Genomic DNA, 25,214 nt, shown 5'->3' with positions numbered 1-25,214 from the left:
TAGTGTCAAACTTCAATCAGAACAAGTGTTGCTGTGTAAAAATAGCGGCTAATCATAGCTCAGCATGATGCATTTGAGAATGCCGGATTTAAGATCGCCGATTCAGGCACTGTTGTCAGGCGCCAGTTCTCAACGGCAAACGCCAGGATCTGGTCCACACGCATCTCCTGCCACGGGATATCGGCACGCTGGCCGAGAAAGCGTAGCGCGGCAATAATCACCGGACGCGGATCGCCTTGCGGCAGCGCAGGTGCATGATTTTGTTTTGAAAGTTTAGCGCCTTGCTCGTTGAGCGCCAGTGGAAGATGAATATAGTCAGGCGCTTGCCAGCCAAACTGCTGATACAAAGAGATTTGCCGCACCGTGGGTTCGATAAGATCGGCGCCGCGTACAATCTCCGTTACGCCCTGAAAGTGGTCATCAACCACCACGGCGAGGTTATAGGCAAACAGCCCGTCGCGTCGGTGGATAATAAAATCTTCCCTCGCAAGCTGCGGGTCAGCCTGAATCTCACCGCGTAGTTGGTCCGTAAACTGCATTACCGGATGGCGTTGCTTAATGCGCACTGCCGCCTTTTCCGGCCCGTGGCGTAACTCGCGGCAGTGGCCGTCGTAAATGCCGCCGACGCTTTGAATACGCGCGCGCGTACAGGTGCAGTAATAGCTCAGATCCTGCTGGTGCAGCCAGGCGAGCGCCTCGCGGTAGGCATCATGACGTTGGGATTGCCATAAAATATCGCCATCCCAGTGCAGTCCGTAATGTTCCAGCTGACGCAGTATCGTGTCTGCAGCACCGGGAACTTCACGAGGGGGGTCAATATCTTCAATGCGTACTCGCCAGATTCCTCGACGGGCGCGGGCCTGCAAGTAACTCCCGAGGGCGGCAATCAGTGAACCGAAATGCAGTTCGCCAGAAGGGGAAGGGGCGAAGCGGCCTATATAGTGTGAATCGCTCATTTTGCGGACTAACAAATAATAAGGCGGGAGAAGCTCCCGCCTGTAGTAAACGTGGTAAAAATGACCGGAATTAACCTGCCATTTGTTTTTCGCGGATTTCTGCCAGCGTTTTACAGTCGATGCACAGATCGGCTGTCGGACGCGCTTCCAGACGGCGAATACCAATTTCTACGCCGCATGATTCGCAGTAGCCGAAATCTTCGTCTTCTACTTTCTTCAGCGTCTTCTCGATCTTTTTGATCAGTTTGCGCTCACGGTCACGGTTACGCAGCTCAAGGCTGAATTCTTCTTCCTGCGCGGCGCGGTCCACCGGATCAGGGAAGTTAGCCGCTTCGTCTTGCATATGAGTTACGGTGCGATCGACTTCATCCCTAAGTTGATTACGCCATGCCTCAAGAATACGCCTGAAGTGCGACAGCTGGGCTTCGTTCATATACTCTTCGCCCGGTTTCTCCTGGTACGGCTCCACCCCAGCGATGGCGAGAATACTCAGGGACGATGTTTTACGGTTTTGCCCTTCTTGCATGTTGCTTCTCCTTAACACGCACTATCGATCCCCATGTTCGGGGGAAAAATCAGGTCGCTATAAATAGCAGATGCTTTTCCGGATAGCAATTATCTAAACGTAACACTTGACAACCCTGTGAGGAAAAGCGTATTTGCCCACGCGCCCGGAATACTAATTGACCAGATATTTACACCATTACAAGGTAATGGGCAACGGCTCTTTAAGAGTCATACCGTGGGCAGAAAGTTCCGCTTTATAAACCAGAATTTCTACCCCCTTAAGCTGTGCTTCAACTAATAATTGCGCATATTTCGCATCGATATGGTGCGCGGGTGAAAACCGTGTAATGGCTGAATGTAGCACGGCGAAAAATATCACTGCCCGCTTGCCTTCAGCCGCTACGCTCATCAATTCCCGAAGATGCTTCTGACCTCGTTCAGTGATGGCATCGGGAAAATAACCCTGCTCTTTTTCCGCCAACGTGACTGATTTCACTTCAATATAGCAGTCAGGTCGGGAATCTGCCTGTAACAAAAAGTCGATGCGGCTCCCTTCGGCGCCGTATTTTACTTCACTTTTCAAAGTGCTATAGCCTGAAACTTCTGAAATTAACGCCTGTTGAATCGCCTCTTTCGTTAATCTGTTGGCCCACAGCGTGTTAACACAAATAAATTCACCGGATTGAGTTTGCGTTAATTCCCAGGTATGTGGATATTTGCGTTTAGTATTTTCTGATGTCGAATACCAAACGGTGTCACCTGGCGTTGCGCATCCGGTCATCGCACCGGTATTTGGGCAGTGTAGCGTTAACTCTGTGCCATCTGGTGTGATCACATCCGCTAAAAAGCGCTTATAGCGCTGAATGAGCGTTGCTGGTTGTAAAGGTGGAGAAAATTGCATAAACAGTCCCTTTGATTATTCAGTCAGCGTCCAGCGTTGCAACTGCGTGTAACGCGTGCGTCCTCGCGCAAATGAGGAGGAATAAAGCGCAAATTCCGTGACTGGAAACGACCAGCCAAAGCCCGGTGGTGGGATTGACACCGCGTGACCGGCATCGCGCAGCAGCGTGATATGTGGATGAAACGGCTGCGGGCTTTGGTAGCACCCGCTGCGTGCGGCCTGTGCCCGCAGCATATTCGCCAGTTGCAGCAGTCCGCGCGGCGGCTGACGCATTCCCAGCCACACGACCCGGGATCGCAACCATTGCCCGGCATCATCGAATTTGAGCGTAAAACCCGGCTGGCGAATACGTCCCGCTAACTGTGACAGCGCCTGCTGCTTCTCGTCGCTGACGTCGCCTAAAAAGGCCAGTGTCAGATGCAAATTATCAGACGCGACGGGACGACCCGCTTCCGGGGGGAACTGCGCGGCTCGCCAGTGGATTAGCTGCTCCCGAACCTCGCCTGGCAATTCAATCGCAAAGAACAGCCTTTTTGGCTCAGACATGATGGATACTCGGTTATGAATTAACGCGATGCTACAATGCAGCGCGAAGAATGTTAACCCTCTGGAGTCATTTGTGACGTCGTTGCCCGTTGCCGCCGTAGTGCCTGAACTGCTTACCGCTCTTGATACCTCGTCGCAGGTTTTGCTGACGGCGCCGACCGGTGCCGGGAAATCGACCTGGCTGCCGTTACGACTTCTTGAGCATCGCGGTATCAAGGGACGGATTATTTTGCTGGAGCCGCGTCGCCTGGCAGCGCGTAACGTGGCGCAGCGGTTAGCGGAATTGCTGAATGAAAAGCCTGGCGAGACCGTGGGTTATCGCATGCGCGCGCAAAGCTGCGTAGGGCCGCAGACCCGACTGGAGGTGGTAACAGAGGGCGTCCTGACGCGGATGATCCAACGCGATCCCGAACTGACGGGCGTCGGGTTAGTGATCCTCGATGAATTTCACGAACGGAGTTTACAGGCCGACCTGGCGCTGGCGCTGTTGCTGGATGTGCAGCAAGGGCTGCGTGACGATCTGAAACTGTTGATCATGTCCGCCACTCTGGATAACGGGCGTTTGCAGCAGATGTTGCCCGATGCGCCGACGATTGTCTCGCAAGGCCGTGCATTTCCCGTTGAGCGGCGGTATCAGCCGTTGGCGGCGCATCTGCGTTTTGATGAAGCGGTGGCGATAGCCACGGCGGAGCTATTGCGCCATGAAAGTGGATCGCTGCTGCTGTTTTTACCGGGTGTGGGCGAAATCCTGCGCGTACAGGAGCAGTTGGCTACGCGTGTGGGCAGCGATGCTGTGCTGTGTCCACTGTATGGCGCATTAACGCTTTCCGAGCAGCGTCAGGCGATTGTGCCCGCGCCACAAGGCAAACGCAAAGTGGTGCTGGCGACTAATATTGCCGAAACCAGCTTAACGATTGAAGGCATCCGGCTGGTGGTGGACTGCGCTCAGGAGCGCGTGGCGCGCTATGACGTGCGTACCGGTTTGACACGACTGATTACCCAGCGCATCAGCCAGGCTTCGATGACTCAGCGCGCGGGGCGCGCAGGACGTCTGGAACCCGGTATTTGTTTGCATCTGCTAGCCAAAGAGCAGGCGGAAAGGGCGGCGGCACAGGGAGAAGCGGAGATATTACAGAGCGACCTGTCCGGGCTGCTGATGGAGTTGCTGCAATGGGGATGTACCGACCCTGAGCAACTGAATTGGCTGGATACACCGCCTGCCGTCAATCTGCAGGCGGCAAAACGGCTGTTGCAGATGCTGGGCGCGCTTGAAGGCGACAGGCTTAGCGCCACGGGGCAGAAAATGGCGGCGTTGGGTAACGATCCCCGTTTAGCGGCTATGCTGGTTAGCGCCACAAATGAGAATGAAGCGGCAACGGCGGCAAAACTGGCTGCGATTCTGGAAGAGCCGCCGCGCGGTGGCAGTACCGATCTGTCTGTAGCGTTTTCACGAAATCACCCCGCCTGGCAGCAGCGCAGTCAACAGTTGCTGAAACGGCTTAACGTTCGCAGCGGACAGCCGGACAGCACGCTACTCCCCTCGTTGCTGGCGCGGGCGTTTGCCGATCGGATCGCGCGTCGACGCGGGCAGGAAGGGCGCTATCAACTGGCGAATGGTATGGGCGCAATGCTGGATGCTGATGACGCTTCAGGACGCCATGAATGGCTGATAGCACCACTTTTGTTGCAGGGCAGCGCTTCGCCAGACGCGCGTATTTTGCTGGCTCTGCCGCTGGATATTGAGGCGCTGATGCAGGCATGTCCTGAGCTGCTGCAACAATCCGACACCATCGAATGGGATGAAACCCAGGGAACATTAAAAGCATGGCGTCGGTCGCGCATTGGTCAGCTCACGGTAAAAGTACAGCCATTGGCCAAACCCTCAGAAGAGGAGTTGCATCAGGCTATGTTGAACGGCATTCGCGATAAAGGGCTAAGTGTGCTCAACTGGACGCCGGAAGCCGAGCAGTTTCGACTGCGTCTGCAATGTGCGGCAAACTGGTTGCCAGAATACGACTGGCCCGCGGTAGATGAGGAGTCTCTGCTGGCGACGCTGGAGAGCTGGCTGCTGCCGCACATGAGCGGTGTACACTCGTTACGTGCATTAAAAGCGCTAAATGTGGCTCAGGCGTTGCGCGGTTTGCTGGACTGGTCAATGCTGCAACGTCTGGATAGTGAACTGCCGGCGCATTACACTGTGCCGACAGGAAGCCGGATTGCCATTCGCTATCATGAGGATAATCCTCCGGTATTAGCAGTTCGGATGCAGGAAATGTTTGGTGAAGCGAAGACACCAACCATCGCCCAGGGACGCGTGCCGCTGGTGCTGGAGCTGCTGTCTCCGGCCCAAAGACCGCTACAGGTGACGAGCGATCTGAGCGCGTTCTGGCAGGGATCGTACCGTGAGGTGCAAAAAGAGATGAAAGGGCGTTATCCCAAACATGTCTGGCCGGACGATCCGGCGAATACCGCGCCAACGCGGCGCACCAAAAAGTATTCGTAATGAAACGGTAGGCTGGATAAGGCGTTATGCCGCATCCGGCGAAAGAGCGGTAATAATTGAGAGATTTCTTCTTCTGTCGCAGGACGGAAGAACAGAGAATCGGGCCCTTGCGCCTGAATGTTGCGGAGAAAAAGCATGGCGGGGAATGACCGCGAGCCAATTGGACGTAAAGGGAAACCCTCGCGTCCGGTGAAACAAAAGGTGAGTCGTCGTCAACTCAGAGATGAAGAGTATGACGACGATTATGATGATGATGACTATGAGGATGAAGAACCGATGCCGCGTAAGGGTAAAGGCAAAGGGCGTAAGCCTCGTGGTAAGCGCGGCTGGTTCTGGCTGCTGGTAAAACTGTCGATTGTCTTTTTGGTGCTGATCGCCATTTATGGTGTTTATCTGGACCAAAAAATTCGTAGCCGTATTGATGGCAAAGTCTGGCAGCTTCCTGCGGCAGTATATGGCCGTATGGTTAACCTTGAGCCAGAAATGCCTATCGGCAAGAACGAGATGGTGAAGCTGCTGGAGGCCACGCAGTACCGTCAGGTGACGAAGATGACGCGTCCGGGCGAATTTACCGTGCAGGCGAAGAGCATCGAGATGATTCGTCGTCCGTTTGACTTCCCGGACAGCAAAGAAGGGCAGGTGCGCGCGCGTCTGACCTTTGACGGCGATCATCTGGACACCATCGAGAATATGGATAACAACCGCCAGTTCGGTTTCTTCCGTCTCGATCCGCGTTTGATCACCATGCTCTCTTCACCTAACGGTGAGCAGCGCCTGTTTGTTCCGCGTAGCGGCTTCCCGGATCTGCTGGTGGATACGCTGCTGGCGACCGAAGACCGTCACTTCTATGAGCATGACGGTATCAGCCTCTATTCCATTGGTCGCGCGGTGCTGGCGAACCTGACGGCTGGTCGTACAGTTCAGGGGGCCAGTACGCTGACTCAGCAGCTGGTGAAAAACCTGTTCCTGTCCAGCGAGCGTTCCTACTGGCGTAAGGCCAACGAAGCCTATATGGCGCTGATCATGGATGCGCGTTACAGCAAAGACCGCATTCTTGAGCTGTACATGAACGAAGTCTATCTCGGTCAAAGCGGCGATAACGAGATTCGTGGTTTCCCGCTGGCGAGCCTCTATTATTTCGGCCGTCCGGTAGAAGAGCTGAGCCTCGACCAGCAGGCGCTGCTGGTGGGGATGGTTAAAGGGGCGTCGATCTACAACCCGTGGCGTAACCCGAAACTGGCGCTGGAGCGTCGTAATCTGGTTCTGCGTTTGCTGCAGCAGCAGCAAATTATCGACCAGGATCTGTATGACATGCTGAGTGCGCGTCCGTTAGGCGTACAGCCGCGTGGTGGGGTTATCTCCCCGCAGCCTGCATTTATGCAGATGGTGCGTCAGGAGCTACAGGCGAAGCTGGGCGATAAAGTTAAAGATCTCTCCGGCGTGAAGATTTTCACCACCTTTGATTCCGTGGCGCAGGACGCTGCAGAAAAAGCGGCGGTGGAAGGCATTCCGGTACTGAAGAAACAGCGTAAGCTGAGCGATTTGGAAACCGCGATTGTGGTCGTTGACCGCTTTAGCGGTGAAGTCCGCGCTATGGTCGGTGGAGCCGAACCGCAGTTTGCGGGCTATAACCGTGCGATGCAGGCGCGTCGTTCGATTGGTTCTCTGGCCAAGCCTGCGACTTATCTGACCGCACTCAGCCAGCCGAAGTTGTACCGCCTGAATACCTGGATTGCCGATGCCCCAATTGCGCTGCGTCAGCCGAACGGGCAGGTGTGGTCGCCGCAGAACGATGACCGTCGCTATAGCGAAAGCGGGAAAGTGATGCTGGTGGATGCGTTAACGCGTTCAATGAACGTGCCAACGGTAAATCTGGGGATGGCGCTGGGTCTGCCTGCGGTAACCGATACCTGGTTGAAGCTGGGCGCGCCTAAAGATCAGCTTAACCCGGTTCCGGCCATGCTGCTGGGGGCGTTGAACCTGACGCCAATCGAAGTTGCACAGGCGTTCCAGACTATCGCCAGCGGCGGGAACCGTGCGCCACTGTCGGCGCTGCGTTCGGTGATTGCCGAAGATGGTACCGTGCTGTACCAGAGCTTCCCGCAGGCTGAGCGCGCTGTTCCGGCGCAGGCGGCGTATATGACGCTGTGGACCATGCAACAGGTGGTTCAGCGTGGTACAGGTCGTCAGCTTGGCGCGAAATATCCTGGCTTGCATCTGGCAGGGAAAACCGGGACCACCAACAACAACGTGGATACCTGGTTTGCCGGGATCGACGGCAGCCAGGTGACCATCACCTGGGTGGGCCGCGATAACAACCAGCCAACCAAGCTGTACGGTGCCAGCGGCGCGATGTCGATTTATCAGCGTTATCTGGCCAACCAGACGCCCACACCGCTGGTGCTGACTCCACCGGAGGATGTGGTGGATATGGGCGTAGACTACGACGGTAACTTCGTTTGTAGCGGCGGGATGCGCACGCTTCCGGTATGGACCACCGATCCGGATTCACTGTGTCAGCAAGGTGAGATGTTGCAGCAATCGGGTAATCCGTTCGATCAATCTTCACAACAGCCTCAGCAACAGCAGCCTCAACAGCAGCAACCAGCGCAGCAGGAGAAGAAGGACGGTGACGGGGTAGCCGGTTGGATTAAAGAGATGTTTGGCGGTAACTAATTTAACAATTAACTCAGTACAAACACCCGCTATTGGCGGGTGTTTTTTTTCAAAGATGAAAAGTATTCTCATATTTATATATTATATTTATCGATTTAATTTTAATTAAAAATGAATTAAGTAAAATAACTTATTATGAAAATCATTGAAAATTAGATAGTTAACATTGTTTGTCTGTTGTTAGATTTCGCACACTATGGACAGTATATTTGTATTTTTGATTTAATGTTTAGAGGGACACTATACACGATGTATTGATTTGGTGAAGAGAACTCAGTAAGGCCATGTTCTTTGTACACCGTTATTCTTTTTTCTCCGTGCTCACCCTAAATATTCCTGTCCAGTAATTTATTATTACTGGTGATGGATTTTTGCTATTCAATAACTTTGATTAAGGGATTCTAATGAATAAAAAGCTTCTTACTGTGCTGATGGCTGGAAGCCTGATTGCCGCTGTAAATACCTCTGCATACGCAGAAGATACGGGTACGGTAGAGTTTTCTGGTCGTATTGTCGCGGACACTTGCGTTATTGATGTCGATGGTTCTGGCGCAAATACCTCTGTAGTTAGTTTTGCTGATGCTTATCCGGATAATTTTGGCACTGATGGTTCAATTGGTCCGACAAAAGATTTCCAGATTTCTCTCGCTAAATGCGACCCAGCTGTAGCAAACCTGAACCTGATGTTCAGCGGTGACACAACTGATGGTGCAAACTTGCGTCTGAAAAATGACCTTGTGGATGCCAGTGCTGCAAAAAATGTGGGGATTACTGTAACCAATAATAATGGTGGCACCAGTGATGTTATTTTTGATGGCTCTGTCCCTGCGTCGACCACTGATGTAGCTAATACTGGTGATGAAGCAACACCTTCTATTTTCAAATACACCGCGAAAGTGATTCAGATTGGTGATGCAAAACCGACTGCGGGTAAATATCACGCTTCTGCTAATTTTACCGTGTTCTATCGTTAAGTATGACAGGCAGCCCTTTAGGGGCTGCCTGACCAGGGAGTATTGCGGGTGAAATTATATGCGCGCGTTTTATTTGCCATCATTGGGCTTATTGCTATAAATGTACAGGCCAGCATTGTCTTGGGGGGGACTAGAATCATTTACCCTGAGAATAAAAAAGAAGTACAGATATCTATTAAGAATAAAGAAGATGCCAATAAATATCTGATACAAAGCTGGGTAACAAAAACGGATAACACTAAAGCCCCTTTTATTATCACTCCGCCGATTTATAAAATGGACGCTGACGGCCAGGCGTTATTGCATATCGTCTTTATTGGTGATAAAGGGACGCTACCGCAAGACCGCGAGTCGATGTTTGTTGCTAACTTTAAATCTGTTTCGGCAATGCCTGATGAGTTAAAAGATAAAAATACGCTGCAGTTTGCGATCAAGACACAGCTGAAACTTTTTTGGCGGCCGGTGAGTCTTAAAGAATCAGCAGCGGCCGGGGCGTGGGAACGCTTGCAGTTTAGTCGTCAGGGTTCTCAGTTAATCGCAAAGAATCCAACGCCATTTCATATTTCGCTATTAGAACTCTCTGTTGGTGGAAAACCGGTAAAACCCCTCGCAGACAGTTCTGTTCCTGAGTCATTGTCAATGACGATTCCTCCCTTTGGGGAACAAATCTTTTCAATATCTGCAGCTGCGGTTGGGGATGTGTCATGGGCCGCAGTGAATGATTATGGTGCTGCAACGGTGAAAAAGCGCCAACCGTTATAAATACAATAACGTGTATGGGTAATAATTAAAGGGATTTTATTACATGCAGCCTTATCCTTTGCGATCTTGCCGATTCTTTATACTCAACAGCATCACACTGGCATTATGCTCTTTTTTGCACCCAGCGAATGCTGACGATGAATTTAATGTGCATATTCTGGAACTCGGTACACCCTTAGAGAATACGTCAACACTGGAAACTTTTCTGCAAAATAATGGGTTACAGCCAGGGACTTATTTGACTGAAGTTGTATGGGATTATGACCGTATTGATAAGCGAAATATTACTTATGTGCTGTCGCAGGATAAGACGCAGTTACTCCCGCAGTTCAGCAAAGGGGATCTCAGAGAGTTGGGGGTGAAGGTCGATAGCCTTCCCGGGCTAAAATCATTGGCTGATACTGCTCCAGTAGGCGACATCGCCCAGTACATATCCGGAGCAAAATATGATTTTCAACTCGATAGCCAAACGCTTTTTTTGCGGATCCCGCAAATATATCGCGACCAGAAAGTTGCTGGCGCTATTCCTGTTAAAGACTGGGATGATGGCATTCCTGCGGCATGGAGCAGCTATTACATCAGCGGCAGCCGCCAGCAAGTGAATGGCGAAAATGATAACTCTAACTGGGCAAGCCTTAATTCCGGTCTAAATCTTGGTGCCTGGCGGCTTCGTAATTCAAGTACCTACAGCAATTCGGATGGCTGGGATGCGATCAGCACTACGCTGGAGCGGGATATTAAATTTCTGCAAAGTCAGCTTGAGATTGGTCAGACATTTACTAACGGCGAACTGTTTGACAGCGTACAGATGACCGGTGTGAAGCTGGAAACGGATACCAGCATGTTACCCAATAGCCTACAAGGGTTTGCGCCTGTTGTACGAGGAATTGCCAATAGCGATGCAAAAGTAATGATTAAGCAAAATGGCTACACAATCTATCAGACTTATGTCTCCAGCGGTCCCTTTGAAATCAAAGATCTCAGCCAGGTAACCGCAGGTTCAGATTTACAAGTTACCGTTAAAGAGGCTGATGGAAGCGAGCATTCGTTTATTCAGGCGAGTGCCTCGGTGCCCATCTTGCAGCGTGAAGGTGCGCTGAAATATAGCTTTGCTGGAGGTAAATACCGCGATAGCGATAACGGCGAGGAGCCTGGATTTGGGCAAGCGACGGTAATCTATGGTATGCCTCATGGCATTACGCTGTATGGCGGAGCGCTCGACGCATCAATTTATCGTGCTGGTTTGGTAGGCGCGGGGGCAGATCTCGGTGAGCTTGGTTCCGTGTCTGTAGATGTTACTGCGGCCAGAACTCAGTTTGACGATGGGCGTGGTAATGCCAATGGTCTATCTTGGCGTGCGCAATACTCCAAAGACTTTTCTGCAACAGATACAACGGTAACGCTGGCAAGTTACCGTTATTCCACTTCTGGTTTTTATACCTTCCAGGAAGCGCTCGATCAGCGGGATAGTGACGTAGATGATGGAATTTATAATTACCGTAAAACAAATAATCGTCGTAGTCGTTTACAACTGAGTATGTCGCAATCGTTAGGTACTGTCGGTTCAGTGTATATCAATGGCTATCAACAAGATTATTGGGATATGAGTGGGCATGAACGCAGTGTCAGTATGGGATTCAGTTCCAGTTGGCAGGATATTACCTGGTCAGTGAATTATAGCCTGACAAAAACACCAAACAGTGATGATGATCAGCAGGTTGCATTCTCTGTTAATGTTCCGTTGTCTCGTTGGCTGTCAAACAGTTGGGCGACCTATAACCTCAATAGCTCTAAAAATGGCAATACTGTGCATCAGGTTGGGATTGGTGGGACTGCACTGGAAGACAACAATTTAAGTTATAACCTACAGCAAAGCTATACCGATCACGATACTGGATATGGCGCGAGTATGACGGGTCGTTACCGCGGCTCTTACGGTGAAGTTGGAGCAAACTACAGCTATGCCAAAGATAGTAAACAGTGGAACTACAGCGCGCAAGGAACGGTAGTCGCACATCCTTATGGTATTACGTTGGGGCAATCTGTCCAGGATGCTTTTGCAATTGTCCATATTGATGAGGGGGCTGATGTTAAGGTCCAGAACATGCAAGGTATTTACACTGACTACTGGGGAAATGCAGTCGTACCATATCTTACTGATTATCGGCGTAATACCATCACAGTGAACAGTGGAGAGCGAGATGATCTGGATATTGAAAAACCCGCTAAAGACGTTGTACCTACAAAAGGGGCTGTTGTCGCAGCTAATTTCTCTGCCCGCCAGGGTATTCGCGCTCTGTTGACGCTTCGTCATGGTAGTGGTGTTGTTCCGTTTGGCGCAGTGCTGTCAATGGCCGATGGCTCAGGAATTGTCGGAGATGATGGTGAAGTTTATCTGACGGGGCTAAAAGGCAATGTGCCCTTCAAGGTGCAGTGGGGAAGTGCTGCTGGTCAACGTTGCGAAGGCAGTATCCAGCTCCCGGATGAGACAACATCTGTCGTCTACCAGGCAACGGTTGAATGCCGATAATAACAAGGAAGTAATATGAAGAGGAAAGGTGACTTAGTTTACTTAATTGTGTTGGGGGCTCTGTATTGGTTTGCGAGTTTTAGCTGCTATGCTTCTGCCGAGTGTGGGTTTAACAGTGGAGATATATCTACAACAACATTTAACATTCCTACATTAATGGTAAACGAAGATGCGCAGCCGGGAACGATTCTTTATTCGCAAACGGTAATCGGATCGAGCATGGTCATTCGTTGTCATGGTGATGGTAGCATCATGCAAGGGTACACAGTATTGACCAGTAGCGATGCACGCAAAGATAATCCGGTGGCAAATGTATATCAGACCAATGTTCCCGGCATAGGTATTGAAGCTGAGTGGGCAAATCAACCGAGTAGCTCTCTGGGCGCAGGTTTTGCCATTACACCAATGCATCTCGGATCATCGCGAACGGCAAACACAACCTATTCGCTAGCCATAAAAACGCGCGTGCAAATTGTCGTTACGGGGCCAGTGAGTTCTGGTGTCGTTGATACTTCCCGCCTGCAGGCTGACTGGATATATGACGATCTAACTATAGGGCAGCTACGTTTTTCCCCGATAACCGTCAATGTTACCGCTAATACCTGTAATTTAGTCGAAAAAAATATCACTGTGCCACTAAAGAAAATAATGGTTAGTGATATTGTGGATGGCTATTCCAATGTTGTATCTGATGATCGTTTCAAAATTCAGCTAATGCAATGTGCCGCTGGCATCAAGGTTGATTATAAATTCACCACCGCGGGTTCAACCGGCGTAAGCGGCAATAGCGATATTCTGGCGATTGCCAGCGGCAATGGTGCGGCAGAAGGGGTTGGATTACAAATACTCGACAGTAACAATAACGTGTTGAAATTTGATAATGAATATAACGTGGTGGCGCAAACAACCGATGGTCAGTCTGTCAGTATCCCTTTGAAAGCGCGGTATGTGCAAACAGGCCCAGTAAAGGCGGGAAAAGTTGACTCTGTAGCAACATTTGATGTTTTTTACCGCTAGCCAAAAAAAAGCCTGTCTCCCTGCAGGCTTTTCTTTTCAACATTTCAGCCTAATTTATTAACCCTTTCTTTTCATCTGGTTATTTCTTAACCCCTCAGTTTTAGTAGGGACGCGTATTGCTTGCTATCTCGCCAGAGTTTCGAATATTATGCTGCCGTTATAATAATAATTCTCGTTTACGTTATCATTCACTTTCATTAGAGAAATACCAATGGCGCGTCTTAAAACTGCTCAGCCAAGTTCATCACTGCGTAAAATCGCAGTAGTGGTAGCCACAGCGGTTAGCGGCATGTCTGTCTATGCACAGGCGGCGGTTGACCCGAAAGAAGAAACCATCACCGTAACTGCTGCACCTGCTCCGCAGGAAAGCGCATGGGGGCCAGCGGCAACCATCGCTGCACGACAGTCTGCTACGGCGACCAAAACAGATACTCCTATTCAGAAAGTTCCGCAGTCTATTTCAGTGGTCACCGCCGAAGAGATGGCGTTGCATCAGCCGAAATCGGTTAAAGAAGCACTCAGCTACACCCCGGGCGTTGCCGTGGGCACGCGTGGTGCTTCTAATACCTATGACTACCTGATTATTCGCGGATTTGCCGCCGACGGCCAAAGCCAGAATAACTATCTGAATGGCCTGAAGATGCAGGGCAACTTCTACAATGATGCGGTCATTGACCCTTATATGCTGGAACGCGCTGAAGTGATGCGTGGTCCGGTTTCCGTTCTGTACGGAAAGAGCAACCCGGGTGGGTTGTTGAACATGGTCAGCAAGCGCCCGACAACGGAGCCGCTGAAAGAAATTCAGTTCAAAATGGGCACAGACAGTCTGTTCCAGACCGGTTTTGACTTCAGCGATGCGCTGGATGACGATGGTGTGTACTCATACCGCCTGACCGGCCTGGCGCGTTCCGCGAATGCGCAGCAGCAGGGTGCAGAAGAACAACGTTATGCCATCGCGCCATCTTTCACATGGCGTCCAGATGATAAGACGAATTTTACCTTCCTCTCCTACTTCCAGAACGAGCCGGAAACTGGTTATTACGGCTGGTTGCCGAAAGAGGGGACCGTGTCTAAGCTGCCAAATGGTTCACGTCTGCCGACTGATTTCAACGAAGGTGCGGACAACAATACCTACTCTCGTAACGAGAAGATGGTGGGCTACAGCTTCGACCACGAATTTAACGACACCTTCACCGTGCGTCAGAACCTGCGTTATGCGCAAAACAAAGTGTCGCAGAAAAGCGTGTACGGCTACGGCATGTGCTCCGATCCGCTGTATACCAAGGATCCGGCTAACAGTCCTTGCGCCAGCATCCCTCAGTCAGATTGGGATCACACGCTGACTCGTCAGTACGTTGACGATAATGAAAAATTGCAGAATTTCTCTGTTGATACCCAGCTGCAGAGCAAATTCGCCACCGGTTCCCTGGATCACACATTGCTGACCGGCGTTGACTATATGCGTATGCGTAACGATATCAACTCCTGGTTCGGTTGGGCTGGTTCGGTAGCGCCGTCTGATATCTATAATCTTGACCGTAGCGATTTTGACTTTGGCTCGCACCCTGGACCAGGCGCACCTTATCGTGTTCTGAATAAACAGGAACAAACTGGCCTGTACGCTCAGGATCAGATGCAGTGGGATAAGGTGCTGGTCACTCTGGGCGGCCGTTACGACTGGGCTAAGCAGGACTCATTGAACCGCGTTTCTGGCGTGCTGGATTCCCGTGATGACCGACAGTTCACCTGGCGTGGCGGTGTTAACTACCTGTTCGACAACGGTGTGACCCCGTATTTCAGCTACAGCGAATCGTTTGAACCTACTTCTCAGGTGGGAGAAAGCGGCAATATCTTTGCGCCATCTAAAGGTAAGCAGTACGAAGCGGGCGTGAAATACGTGCCGAGCGATCGTCCGATCGTGTTGACCGGTGCCGTTTACCAGTTGACCAAAACCAACAACCTGATGGCCGATCCGAATGGATCGGTCTGGTCAGTTGAAGGCGGTGAAATTCGTTCACGCGGTGTGGAAATCGAAGCGAAAGCGGCGCTGTCTGCCAGCGTTAACGTGGTGGGTTCTTATACCTACACTGATGCGGAATACACCACCGACACCAACTACAAAGGCAACACGCCTGCTCAGGTGCCAAAACATATGGCATCACTGTGGGGAGATTACACCCTCTATGATGGCGCGCTTTCCGGGCTGACGTTGGGTACGGGTGTTCGTTATACTAGTTCCAGCTATGGCGATCCGGCAAACTCCTTCAAAGTGGGAAGCTACACGCTGGTCGATGCGTTAGTACGTTACGATCTGGCGCGTGTTGGTATGGCTGGCTCCAACGTGGCGCTGCATGTGAACAACCTGTTTGACCGTGAATACGTCGCCAGCTGCTTCAATACCTATGGCTGCTTCTGGGGCGCAGAACGTCAGGTCGTTGCAACTGCAACCTTCCGTTTCTAAATTCTCTTTGGGCACGCTTTGCGTGCCCGTTTTACAAGTTGGCTGCTATGCAGGAAAACAGATCCCATCCCGACACCACTTTTGCGTTGCGTAATGTCTCCTTTCGTGTGCCTGGCCGCACGCTATTGCATCCTCTCTCATTAACTTTTCCTGTGGGGAAAGTGACTGGTCTTATCGGCCACAACGGTTCCGGTAAATCGACGTTATTGAAAATGCTGGGACGTCATCAGCCGCCGTCAGAAGGTGAAATCCTGCTCGATGAACAGCCGCTGGAGAGCTGGAGCAGCAAAGCGTTTGCCCGCAAGGTCGCCTATCTGCCGCAGCAGTTGCCGCAGGCGGAAGGGATGACGGTGCGTGAACTGGTGGCGATTGGTCGTTATCCGTGGCACGGGGCGCTGGGGCGTTTTGGCGTAGCCGACAGAGAGAAAGTGGAAGAAGCGATTTCGTTGGTCGGTTTAAAACCGCTGGCGCATCGTCTGGTCGATAGCCTGTCCGGTGGTGAACGCCAACGCGCGTGGATTGCCATGCTGGTGGCACAGGACAGCCGCTGTCTGCTGCTTGATGAACCGACTTCCGCGCTGGATATTGCCCATCAGGTTGACGTGCTGGCGCTGGTGCACCGCTTAAGCCAGCAGCGCGGGCTGACGGTGGTTGCGGTGCTGCATGATATCAATATGGCGGCCCGCTACTGCGATTACCTCGTTGCGCTGCGCGGCGGTGAGATGATTTCTCAAGGAACGCCAGCTGAACTGATGCGCAGTGAAACTCTGGAACAAATTTACGGTATCCCGATGGGCATTTTGCCGCATCCGGCCGGTGCCGCACCCGTGAGTTTTGTCTATTAATGATCGGATTACATCATATTACCCGTCGGCGGCTGCTTACGGCGATGGCGCTGTCGCCTCTGCTGTGGCGGATGAATACGGCGCACGCCGCGGCGGTTGATCCGCAGCGTATTGTGGCGCTGGAATGGCTGCCGGTTGAGCTGTTGCTGGCGCTGGGGATTACGCCGTACGGCATCGCAGATATCCCTAACTACAAGCTGTGGGTCAGTGAGCCCCCGCTGCCGGACTCAGTGATTGACGTCGGGCTACGCACTGAGCCTAATCTCGAACTGCTGACCGAAATGAAACCCTCGTTTCTGCTCTGGTCGGCAGGTTATGGTCCTTCACCTGAAAAACTGGCGCGGATTGCGCCTGGTCGGGGATTTAATTTCAGCGACGGCAAAAAGCCGCTGGCGGTTGCGCGACAATCGCTGCAGGAAATGGCGCAATTGTTCAATTTGCAAGCCTCTGCTGAACGCCATCTTGCCGAGTATGATCGTTTTATCGCCAGCCTGAAACCGCGCTTCATTCAACGCGGCGCGCGCCCTGTACTTCTTACTTCCCTGCTTGATTCGCGACATATGCTGGTGTTTGGTCCAAACAGCCTGTTCCAGGACGTGCTGGACGATTATGGGATCCCCAATGCCTGGCAGGGCGAAACCAACTTTTGGGGCAGCACTGCCGTGAGTATTGACCGTCTGGCCGCTTATAAGGATGTCGATGTGCTGTGCTTTGATCACGGCAACGATAAAGAGATGGCTGCGCTGATGTCTACGCCATTATGGCAGGCGATGCCGTTTGTCCGTGGTGGACGTTTTCAACGTGCACCTGCCGTTTGGTTCTATGGCGCAACGCTATCGGCCATGCATTTTGCCCGTATTCTGGATAATGCGTTGGGAGGCAAAGCGTGAATAAACGTATTGCGCTGTTCCCAACTCTTCTGCTGGTTGTTCTGTTTGTTGCTGCCTGCTGGCTGACATGGGTTAACTTCTCCGTTGCGCTACCGCGCAGCCAGTGGCAACAGGCTATCTGGTCACCGGATATCGACATCATTGAGCAGATGGTTTTTCACTATAGCCTGCTGCCGAGGCTGGCGATTTCGCTGCTGGTCGGCGCCGGGCTGGGCCTGGTTGGCGTCTTGTTTCAGCAGGTGTTGCGTAACCCGCTGGCGGAGCCAACCACGCTGGGTGTAGCGACCGGGGCGCAGTTGGGCATTACGGTTACCATGCTGTGGGCTATTCCAGGTGCGCTGACCACGCAATTTGCGGCGCTGGTGGGAGCATGTGTCGTTGGGGCGCTGGTGTTTGGCGTTGCCTGGGGCAAACGTCTTTCTCCAGTGACGTTAATCCTTGCCGGGCTGGTGGTCAGCCTGTACTGCGGGGCGATTAATCAGTTGATGGTTATCTTCCATCACGATCAGCTGCAAAGCATGTTTTTATGGAGCAGCGGCACGCTAACGCAAACCGACTGGAGCGGCGTACAACGTCTGTGGCCGCAGCTGCTGGGCGGCGTGATGCTGACTCTGTTGTTATTACGCCCAATGACGCTGATGGGACTGGATGACGGCGTGGCGCGTAACCTCGGTCTGGCGCTGTCGCTGGCACGTCTGGCGGCGTTATCGCTGGCCATTGTTATCAGCGCCTTGCTGGTTAACGCAGTTGGGATTATCGGCTTTATTGGCCTGTTTGCACCGCTGCTGGCGAAAATGCTCGGTGCGCGTCGTTTGCTGGCTCGTCTGGTGCTGGCTCCGCTGATTGGTGCGTTGATCCTCTGGCTATCCGACCAAATCATTCTGTGGCTGACCCGCGTGTGGATGGAAGTCTCTACCGGTTCGGTGACGGCGCTGATTGGCGCGCCATTGCTGCTGTGGTTGTTACCGCGCTTAAGGAGTATGAGAGCCCCGGATATGAATGTCAGTAATCGCATCGCCGCTGAGCGTCAGAATGTGCTGATGTTTGCGCTGGCAGGTGGTGCAATCTTGTTGTTGACTCTGGTGGTGGCGCTGTCGTTTGGCCGCGATGCACATGGCTGGACTTGGGCCAGCGGCGCGATGCTGGATGAGCTGATGCCCTGGCGCTGGCCTCGCATTCTGGCGGCCCTGATTGCCGGGGTGATGCTGGCGGTAGCGGGCTGTATTATTCAGCGTCTGACTGGCAACCCGATGGCCAGTCCGGAAGTGCTGGGCATTAGCTCCGGTGCGGCATTTGGCGTAGTGCTCATGTTATTTTTGGTCCCTGGAAACGCCTTTGGCTGGCTGCTGCCCGCTGGAAGTCTTGGGGCTGCGGTCACTCTGCTTATCATTATGATTGCTGCCGGGCGCGGTGGGTTTTCGCCGCACCGCATGCTGCTGGCGGGGATGGCGCTCAGTACGGCGTTTACTATGCTGCTGATGATGCTGCAGGCCAGCGGCGATCCGCGCATGGCGGGCGTGCTGACCTGGATCTCCGGCTCAACCTATAACGCGAGCGGAGAGCAGGTACTGCATACCGGGATTGTTATGGTGATTCTGCTGGCGATGACGCCGCTGTGCCGCCGTTGGCTGACAATTTTACCGCTCGGTGGCGATACGGCGCGAGCTGTCGGCATGGCTATCACGCCATCACGCGTGGGGTTACTGCTGCTGGCGGCAGGGCTGACGGCGGCAGCCACCATGACCATTGGACCGTTGAGCTTTGTCGGGCTGATGGCGCCGCATATTGCCCGTATGATGGGTTTTCGTCGGGCGATGCCGCATATGCTGATTTCGGCGCTGGCGGGTGGCGTGTTGCTGGTCTTTGCTGACTGGTGCGGCAGGATGGTGCTGTTTCCGTATCAGATCCCCGCGGGGTTATTGTCGACGTTTATTGGCGCGCCGTACTTTATCTATCTGTTGAGAAAGCAGAGCCGCTGAGGCTGACCCCTTTCATGTACGCCGGATAAGACGCTTTGCGTCGACATCCGGCAATAAAAAAGCCGGGTGGCGGCTTCGCCTTACCCGGCCTACATATCTGCACGTTCTCTTTTTTACAATTTCGCAAACACCCGGCGCGCGGCGTCGATGGTGTTATTGATATCTTCTTCACTGTGCGCCACGGACATAAAGCCAGCTTCGAACGCGGACGGTGCCAGATAAATTCCTTCATCCAGCATCATGTGGAAGAAACGCTTGAAGCGTTCAACGTCACATGCCATCACATCCTGATAGCAGGTTACGGTTTCTGCATCGGTGAAGAAAATCCCGAACATCCCGCCCACATGGTTAACCACCAGCGGAATATTCGCTTCTTCAGCAGCTTCCAGCAGACCTTCCGCCAGACGCGTCGTCAGTTCGTTCAGCGTTTCATGAATACCCGGTTGGGCTACTTCGGTCAGACAGGCATAACCTGCCGCCATCGCGATTGGGTTACCGGAAAGCGTCCCCGCCTGGTAAACCGGACCGGTCGGCGCCAGTGCGTCCATCACATCGCGGCGGCCACCGAATGCGCCAACGGGCATCCCACCACCGATGATTTTACCGAGGCAGGTCAGATCCGGCACGACGCCGTAATAATCCTGCGCTCCGGCCAGCGCCACGCGGAAACCGGTCATTACTTCATCAATGATCAACAGTGCGCCAAACTCATCGCACAGCGCACGCAGGCCCGGCAGGAATTCCGGCAGCGGCGGGATGCAGTTCATGTTACCGGCGACCGGCTCAACGATGATGCAGGCGATCTCCTGCGGGTACTGTTCAAATGCTGCACGTACTGAAGCGAGATCGTTATAGGTGCAGGTCAGGGTGTGTTTCGCGAAATCGGCCGGAACGCCTGGGGAGTTCGGCTGGCCCAGCGTTAATGCGCCCGAACCGGCCTTAACCAGCAGGCAATCGGCGTGGCCGTGGTAGCAGCCTTCAAATTTGATGATTTTATCGCGACCGGTGAAACCGCGTGCCAGACGGATTGCGCTCATTGTCGCTTCCGTACCGGAGTTCACCATGCGCACCATGTCCATGGTCGGCACGAGTTCAGTGACCAGCTCCGCCATTTTCACTTCCATCTCGGTCGGTGCGCCGAAGCTTAAACCGCGCTCCGCAGCTTCAATCACCGCATTACGGATTGCCGGGTGGTTGTGACCCAGTACCATCGGTCCCCAGGAACCGACGTAATCGACATAGGCTTTACCATCGACATCGTACAGATACGCGCCGTCGGCTTTTTCGATAAACAGCGGAGTACCACCCACGCCAGTAAAGGCGCGAACGGGGGAGTTAACGCCGCCTGGGATAAGTTCGCGTGCTGCGCTGTAGAGATTTTCAGACTTACTCATGGATGGGGTCCTGGTTCGTAGAAAAAGTAAATGCCCGCTATTCTAGTTATTCAGAGAAGGTTATGAAAGTTTTACGCATTTGAAACAATGCGATTTGCAGGGGATTTTCGCGAAATGTGCGAGTAGAATGCCGATTCCGTATTTGTATTACCAATTAATGATCATCTGATGAAGACAGACACTCCCTCTTTTGAAGCACAGCAAATTGTGCGTTTACGCCGCAGGGATCAAATTCGTCGTCTCCTGGAACGAGACAAAACGCCGTTGGCGATCCTGTTGATGGCTGCCGTAGTAGGTACTGTGACAGGGCTTGTTGGCGTGGCATTTGAGAAAGCGGTGACCTGGGTGCAGAATCAGCGCATTGGCGCGCTGGCTCAGGTTGCGGACCATGCCATTCTGCTGTGGCCGCTGGCGTTTATTCTTTCCGCGTTGCTGGCGATGGTCGGCTATTTCCTGGTGCGTAAGTTTGCGCCGGAAGCTGGTGGTTCAGGGATCCCAGAGATTGAAGGTGCGCTGGAAGAGCTGCGACCTGTGCGCTGGTGGCGTGTCCTGCCGGTGAAATTTATTGGCGGCATGGGTACGCTGGGTGCTGGCATGGTGCTTGGGCGAGAAGGACCGACCGTGCAGATTGGCGGTAACCTCGGGCGCATGGTGCTGGATATTTTCCGCATGCGTAGCGCCGAAGCGCGGCATACCTTATTGGCTACCGGTGCGGCAGCGGGCCTTTCGGCGGCGTTTAACGCTCCGCTGGCGGGGATCCTGTTCATTATTGAAGAGATGCGCCCGCAGTTTCGCTATAACCTCGTGTCGATCAAAGCCGTGTTTACCGGCGTTATAATGTCGAGCATCGTGTTTCGTGTTTTCAACGGCGAAGCCCCGATTATTGAAGTCGGAAAGCTGTCTAATGCGCCGGTAAATACGCTGTGGCTGTATCTTGTACTCGGACTTATTTTTGGCTGTGTCGGGCCCTTGTTCAACACTATGGTGTTGCGTACCCAGGATATGTTCCAGCGCTTTCACGGCGGTGAAATTAAAAAATGGGTGCTGATGGGCGGCGCGATCGGTGGCCTGTGCGGGATCCTGGGATTAATTCAACCTGAAGCGGCAGGCGGTGGTTTTAACCTGATCCCGATTGCCGCAGCAGGCAATTTTAGCGTCGGTCTGCTGCTGTTTATATTTATCACCCGGGTGATCACCACGCTGCTGTGCTTCTCATCCGGCGCGCCCGGTGGGATCTTTGCTCCGATGCTGGCGTTGGGCACGTTACTTGGTACGGCGTTCGGTATGGCTGCAGCGGCCTCATTTCCGCAGTATCACCTGGAGGCCGGAACCTTTGCCATTGCCGGAATGGGGGCTTTGTTGGCGGCTTCTGTGCGTGCGCCGCTAACGGGTATTGTTCTGGTGCTGGAGATGACCGATAACTATCAGCTCATTTTGCCAATGATTATTACCTGTCTTGGCGCAACACTATTAGCCCAATTTATGGGCGGAAAGCCGCTATACTCGACTATCCTGGCTCGTACGCTGGCAAAACAGGAAGCGGAGCAGGCGGCAAAAAGCCAGGGTACTGCCGCTGGCGAGAATACTTGAACGAAATACCAGGGTATTAGATAATGGCCCAAAATATTGGGTTGAAATTTACCCAATTGCCGATGTCGTTTGGAGCAAAATATGAGTGATGACGTAGCGCTGCCACTGCAATTTACTGAAGCAGCAGCCAATAAAGTAAAAAGCCTGATCGCTGACGAAGATAACCCGAATCTGAAATTACGCGTATATATCACTGGCGGTGGTTGCAGCGGTTTCCAGTACGGTTTCACCTTTGATGATCAGGTCAATGAAGGTGATATGACCATTGAGAAACAAGGTGTTGGTCTGGTCGTTGATCCGATGAGTCTGCAATATCTGGTGGGCGGCGCGGTTGACTATACCGAAGGTCTGGAAGGTTCCCGCTTCGTTGTGACTAACCCGAATGCGAAAAGCACCTGCGGGTGTGGTTCTTCTTTCAGCATCTGATTGCTGTTCGTTATGCCGGATAGTGACGCTAGTGTCTTATCCGGCCTACAGGAAAGATGTTCCAGGCCCGATAAGCGTAGCGCCATCGGGCAAAACAATATCAACGCCCGTTATCATCCAGTGCAAACGTCGGCAATTTCAGATGCCAGCGAATGGCGGCAAGCCGAATCAGCAGGGTGACAATCATCCCCATCATACTGGCGTTTTCCAGTGAAACATCAAAGGTATAAAACGCCGTCGCATGCACGATCCCGCCGATAATACACGCCGTGGCGTAGATCTCGGTGCGCAAAATCATCGGGACTTCACGCGCTAACACATCGCGAATGATCCCACCGCCAACGCCGGTAATCACCCCCATACAAATCGCCACCAACGGCCCTGTTCCTGCGAGAAATGCCTTGTTGACGCCAATACCCACGAACACCGCCAGGCCAACGGCATCCAGCACCGGAAGGATCCATTTCGGTATGCGTCTTGGTTGACGTACCAACAGGATCGTCAGCATGCTGGTGATCATCGCCACCACCAGATCGGTTGGATCCTTAACCCAAAAAACCGGTCCATTATCCAGCGCCATATCGCGGATCGTGCCACCACCAACGGCGGTAACCACGCCGAGGACCAGGACGCCAAACGGATCCATACGTAATTTTCCGGCCAGTAATACGCCAGAGATTGCAAATACCGCGGTGCCGACAATATCAAGCCAATAGACGAGCATTTTTAAATCCTCACAACAGACCTGGTGGGGGCAGGCGCTAATTTATCTGTGAAAGCGCATTACAGAGTTGTTTTGCGGCGAGGATAATACGCGGGCTCGCGCGTTCGAACCAGTCACTATTAAGTGTAATAACGGGTATTTTTAGCTGGTTTCCCCAGTATTGCTCAATTTTCAGAGTTTCGCCCGGACCGCCGGTTGCAACGATAGCCTGGGGGGCTCGTGCCAGGACCTGCTCACGGCTAACCTGCGGCCAGGGAACCCGACTACCGGCAAAGATGTTTTCTCCGCCGCATACCTCAAGAACTTCGTGCTGAATAGAACCTTTTCCACTGGTAAACAGAGGATTGGCACCAAACTGGAGAAACACGCGTTTTTTCGGTTTGTTGGCATACTGAGATTTAAGTAAAGCATAGTCATCAAGCATGGTTTGCGCCGCCTGTTTAGCTTGTTCAGGCTTGGGGCTCCATGCCGCCAACTGGCGTAGCGCATCGGCAACCTGCTCAATGGTAACGGCATCCACCCAGATGACCTTAATTCCCAGAGAGGTCAGTTGATTCACCTGCCGCTCAGCATTTCCCCCGCGCCAGGCGACGACCAAATCAGGTTTCAGCGCCACAATACGTTCAAGATTCATCCCTTGCCAGGTTGAGACTTCCTCAATATTTTTGGCTTCTGGCGGGTAGTTTGAATAACTGCTGACGCCAACGGGAGTAATGCCTGCGGCAAAAGCGAGTTCGGTATTGGCAGGAGAAAGCGTCACAACACGAGGTGCGGCGTAAAGGAACGCCGGGAGAGTGAAAAGCAGGGCGACCAGCGCCCTGGAGAGTAATTTAGCCATGCGCCAGTTTCTGTACCAGCGTTTCAACCATCAGACTTGACTGCTTCGCGGCAACCACCAGAAATTCGTCAAAGCAGAGATGGGACTGCTGATCGGCAACGTCAGAGATAGCGCGAACCACGACGAATGGCACGTTAAAGTTGTGGCAAACGTGCGCAATTGCGGTCGCTTCCATCTCAACGGCAATCGCCTGCGGGAAGTTGTGCTGAATTTTCGCCAGCCCCACGGAACCGTTAATGAATGCGTCGCCGCTGACGATAAGTCCGCGAACGGCGTTCAGATTGAGTTCGGCGATGCAAGATTCTGCGGCAGCAATCAACGCAGGATCGGCTTTAAAACCAGCCGGGCAGCCCGGTAGCTGACCAAATTCATAGCCAAAGGCAGTGACGTCGGCGTCGTGATAGCGCGCTTCGTCAGAAACTACGATATCCCCGACTTTCAGCGTAGAAGCCAGGCCACCCGCAGAACCGGTATTAATGATGGCGTCCGGCTTGCAACGTTCAAGCAGCAGCGTAGCACCCAGTGCCGCAGCCACTTTACCGATACCCGATTTCAGCAGCGCAACCTCTGTACCGTTCAGCTGGCCGGTGTAAATTTCACAACCGCCGAGCGCGATGGTCTGACGGTTTTCGATTTTGTCACGCAGCAGCGTAACTTCTTCTTCCATTGCACCAATGATGCCGATTTTCATAGAT

21 protein-coding genes are annotated in these 25,214 nt (G+C 52.8%); 13 read left to right on the top strand and 8 right to left on the bottom strand.

All coding sequences use genetic code 11. From position 1 onward, the window contains the following. Positions 1-59 precede the first annotated feature (59 nt). The 4 genes from gluQRS to thpR form a co-directional block, all read right to left on the bottom strand. Positions 60-956: a tRNA glutamyl-Q(34) synthetase GluQRS gene (gene gluQRS, locus BZK41_RS02365; RefSeq protein WP_079937052.1), complete on the bottom strand. Its 897-nt coding sequence runs from the start codon at positions 954-956 to the stop codon at positions 60-62. A gap of 70 nt (positions 957-1,026) precedes the next feature. Then, positions 1,027-1,482 carry an RNA polymerase-binding protein DksA gene (gene dksA, locus BZK41_RS02360; RefSeq protein ID WP_003829221.1) on the bottom strand — a complete coding sequence of 152 codons (456 nt, stop codon included), beginning with the start codon at positions 1,480-1,482 and terminating at the stop codon, positions 1,027-1,029. A gap of 177 nt (positions 1,483-1,659) precedes the next feature. Beyond that, the gene (gene sfsA, locus BZK41_RS02355; protein ID WP_079937051.1) at positions 1,660-2,364 is read right to left on the bottom strand and encodes a DNA/RNA nuclease SfsA; all 705 of its coding nucleotides are present in this window, start codon (positions 2,362-2,364) and stop codon (positions 1,660-1,662) included. A 15-nt stretch (positions 2,365-2,379) separates the two neighbouring features. Continuing rightward, a complete protein-coding gene (gene thpR, locus BZK41_RS02350) occupies positions 2,380-2,910 on the bottom strand; it encodes an RNA 2',3'-cyclic phosphodiesterase (protein WP_079937050.1) in 531 nt (176 codons plus the stop codon). A gap of 73 nt (positions 2,911-2,983) precedes the next feature. Between thpR and hrpB the strand changes: the two genes are divergently transcribed. The 10 genes from hrpB to fhuB all read left to right on the top strand — a co-directional run bounded on the left by hrpB (position 2,984) and on the right by fhuB (position 19,547). After that, a complete protein-coding gene (hrpB, locus tag BZK41_RS02345; protein WP_172313049.1) occupies positions 2,984-5,413 on the top strand; it encodes an ATP-dependent helicase HrpB in 2,430 nt (809 codons plus the stop codon). Between the two features lie 135 nt (positions 5,414-5,548). Beyond that, complete coding sequence (gene mrcB / locus BZK41_RS02340; protein ID WP_079937048.1) at positions 5,549-8,089, top strand: bifunctional glycosyl transferase/transpeptidase; 2,541 nt, start codon at positions 5,549-5,551, stop codon at positions 8,087-8,089. A 404-nt stretch (positions 8,090-8,493) separates the two neighbouring features. Continuing rightward, positions 8,494-9,063 (top strand): fimbrial protein, encoded by a 570-nt coding sequence (locus tag BZK41_RS02335; protein ID WP_079937047.1) that lies wholly within the window; start codon positions 8,494-8,496, stop codon positions 9,061-9,063. A gap of 48 nt (positions 9,064-9,111) precedes the next feature. Further along, positions 9,112-9,825: a molecular chaperone gene (locus tag BZK41_RS02330; RefSeq protein ID WP_079937046.1), complete on the top strand. Its 714-nt coding sequence runs from the start codon at positions 9,112-9,114 to the stop codon at positions 9,823-9,825. A 43-nt stretch (positions 9,826-9,868) separates the two neighbouring features. Further along, on the top strand, positions 9,869-12,355 hold the full coding sequence (locus BZK41_RS02325; RefSeq protein WP_079937045.1) for a fimbria/pilus outer membrane usher protein: 2,487 nt from the start codon (positions 9,869-9,871) through the stop codon (positions 12,353-12,355). Positions 12,356-12,370: 15 nt separating this feature from the next. After that, complete coding sequence (locus BZK41_RS02320) at positions 12,371-13,372, top strand: fimbrial protein (protein WP_079937044.1); 1,002 nt, start codon at positions 12,371-12,373, stop codon at positions 13,370-13,372. A 211-nt stretch (positions 13,373-13,583) separates the two neighbouring features. Further along, positions 13,584-15,833, top strand: coding sequence for a ferrichrome porin FhuA (gene fhuA / locus BZK41_RS02315; protein WP_079937043.1), 2,250 nt, complete (start codon positions 13,584-13,586; stop codon positions 15,831-15,833). Between the two features lie 47 nt (positions 15,834-15,880). Beyond that, a complete protein-coding gene (gene fhuC, locus BZK41_RS02310) occupies positions 15,881-16,678 on the top strand; it encodes a Fe3+-hydroxamate ABC transporter ATP-binding protein FhuC (RefSeq protein ID WP_003829206.1) in 798 nt (265 codons plus the stop codon). Then, on the top strand, positions 16,678-17,568 hold the full coding sequence (gene fhuD, locus BZK41_RS02305) for a Fe(3+)-hydroxamate ABC transporter substrate-binding protein FhuD (RefSeq protein ID WP_079937042.1): 891 nt from the start codon (positions 16,678-16,680) through the stop codon (positions 17,566-17,568). Before fhuC ends, fhuD begins: the two co-directional genes overlap by 1 nt. After that, a complete protein-coding gene (fhuB, locus tag BZK41_RS02300) occupies positions 17,565-19,547 on the top strand; it encodes a Fe(3+)-hydroxamate ABC transporter permease FhuB (protein WP_079937041.1) in 1,983 nt (660 codons plus the stop codon). The genes fhuD and fhuB overlap by 4 nt, the downstream gene beginning before the upstream one ends. A gap of 113 nt (positions 19,548-19,660) precedes the next feature. Here fhuB and hemL read toward each other — a convergent pair whose 3' ends face one another. Then, a complete protein-coding gene (gene hemL, locus BZK41_RS02295; RefSeq protein WP_003837523.1) occupies positions 19,661-20,941 on the bottom strand; it encodes a glutamate-1-semialdehyde 2,1-aminomutase in 1,281 nt (426 codons plus the stop codon). 168 nt (positions 20,942-21,109) lie between these two features. On the opposite strand from hemL, the gene clcA reads away from it, so the two are divergent. Genes clcA through erpA form a run of 3 tightly spaced genes read left to right on the top strand, consistent with a single transcriptional unit; the run spans position 21,110 to position 22,957 of the window. Then, positions 21,110-22,531, top strand: coding sequence for a H(+)/Cl(-) exchange transporter ClcA (gene clcA / locus BZK41_RS02290; RefSeq protein WP_079937040.1), 1,422 nt, complete (start codon positions 21,110-21,112; stop codon positions 22,529-22,531). Between the two features lie 23 nt (positions 22,532-22,554). Next, positions 22,555-22,620, top strand: coding sequence for a small protein YadW (gene yadW / locus BZK41_RS26815; RefSeq protein WP_122973801.1), 66 nt, complete (start codon positions 22,555-22,557; stop codon positions 22,618-22,620). Next, positions 22,613-22,957 carry an iron-sulfur cluster insertion protein ErpA gene (gene erpA / locus BZK41_RS02285; protein ID WP_008786260.1) on the top strand — a complete coding sequence of 115 codons (345 nt, stop codon included), beginning with the start codon at positions 22,613-22,615 and terminating at the stop codon, positions 22,955-22,957. The genes yadW and erpA overlap by 8 nt, the downstream gene beginning before the upstream one ends. Before the next feature lie 100 nt (positions 22,958-23,057). Here erpA and BZK41_RS02280 read toward each other — a convergent pair whose 3' ends face one another. From BZK41_RS02280 to mtnN, 3 genes are read right to left on the bottom strand one after another with little or no spacing between them, the layout of a single operon-like run. Next, positions 23,058-23,681, bottom strand: coding sequence for a TRIC cation channel family protein (locus BZK41_RS02280; RefSeq protein WP_003829199.1), 624 nt, complete (start codon positions 23,679-23,681; stop codon positions 23,058-23,060). A gap of 37 nt (positions 23,682-23,718) precedes the next feature. Beyond that, positions 23,719-24,519 (bottom strand): vitamin B12 ABC transporter substrate-binding protein BtuF, encoded by an 801-nt coding sequence (btuF, locus tag BZK41_RS02275; protein WP_079937039.1) that lies wholly within the window; start codon positions 24,517-24,519, stop codon positions 23,719-23,721. Beyond that, complete coding sequence (gene mtnN / locus BZK41_RS02270) at positions 24,512-25,210, bottom strand: 5'-methylthioadenosine/S-adenosylhomocysteine nucleosidase (RefSeq protein WP_079937038.1); 699 nt, start codon at positions 25,208-25,210, stop codon at positions 24,512-24,514. The genes btuF and mtnN overlap by 8 nt, the downstream gene beginning before the upstream one ends. Between the last annotated feature and the right edge of the window lie 4 nt (positions 25,211-25,214).

This window comes from Citrobacter sp. A316 (assembly GCF_002042945.1).
Lineage (GTDB): Bacteria > Pseudomonadota > Gammaproteobacteria > Enterobacterales > Enterobacteriaceae > Citrobacter > Citrobacter portucalensis.
The sequence above is the reverse complement of the archived record's forward strand: the minus strand, read 5'-3'. Positions and strand labels throughout refer to the sequence as shown.

Coding starts and splice junctions, on each gene's coding strand:
- gluQRS (WP_079937052.1), bottom strand. CDS start 956: ATGAGCGATTCACACTATATAGGCCGCTTCGCCCCTTCCCCTTCTGGC.
- dksA (WP_003829221.1), bottom strand. CDS start 1,482: ATGCAAGAAGGGCAAAACCGTAAAACATCGTCCCTGAGTATTCTCGCC.
- sfsA (WP_079937051.1), bottom strand. CDS start 2,364: ATGCAATTTTCTCCACCTTTACAACCAGCAACGCTCATTCAGCGCTAT.
- thpR (WP_079937050.1), bottom strand. CDS start 2,910: ATGTCTGAGCCAAAAAGGCTGTTCTTTGCGATTGAATTGCCAGGCGAG.
- mrcB (WP_079937048.1), top strand. CDS start 5,549: ATGGCGGGGAATGACCGCGAGCCAATTGGACGTAAAGGGAAACCCTCG.
- BZK41_RS02335 (WP_079937047.1), top strand. CDS start 8,494: ATGAATAAAAAGCTTCTTACTGTGCTGATGGCTGGAAGCCTGATTGCC.
- BZK41_RS02325 (WP_079937045.1), top strand. CDS start 9,869: ATGCAGCCTTATCCTTTGCGATCTTGCCGATTCTTTATACTCAACAGC.
- BZK41_RS02320 (WP_079937044.1), top strand. CDS start 12,371: ATGAAGAGGAAAGGTGACTTAGTTTACTTAATTGTGTTGGGGGCTCTG.
- fhuA (WP_079937043.1), top strand. CDS start 13,584: ATGGCGCGTCTTAAAACTGCTCAGCCAAGTTCATCACTGCGTAAAATC.
- fhuC (WP_003829206.1), top strand. CDS start 15,881: ATGCAGGAAAACAGATCCCATCCCGACACCACTTTTGCGTTGCGTAAT.
- fhuD (WP_079937042.1), top strand. CDS start 16,678: ATGATCGGATTACATCATATTACCCGTCGGCGGCTGCTTACGGCGATG.
- hemL (WP_003837523.1), bottom strand. CDS start 20,941: ATGAGTAAGTCTGAAAATCTCTACAGCGCAGCACGCGAACTTATCCCA.
- clcA (WP_079937040.1), top strand. CDS start 21,110: ATGAAGACAGACACTCCCTCTTTTGAAGCACAGCAAATTGTGCGTTTA.
- erpA (WP_008786260.1), top strand. CDS start 22,613: ATGAGTGATGACGTAGCGCTGCCACTGCAATTTACTGAAGCAGCAGCC.
- BZK41_RS02280 (WP_003829199.1), bottom strand. CDS start 23,681: ATGCTCGTCTATTGGCTTGATATTGTCGGCACCGCGGTATTTGCAATC.
- btuF (WP_079937039.1), bottom strand. CDS start 24,519: ATGGCTAAATTACTCTCCAGGGCGCTGGTCGCCCTGCTTTTCACTCTC.
- mtnN (WP_079937038.1), bottom strand. CDS start 25,210: ATGAAAATCGGCATCATTGGTGCAATGGAAGAAGAAGTTACGCTGCTG.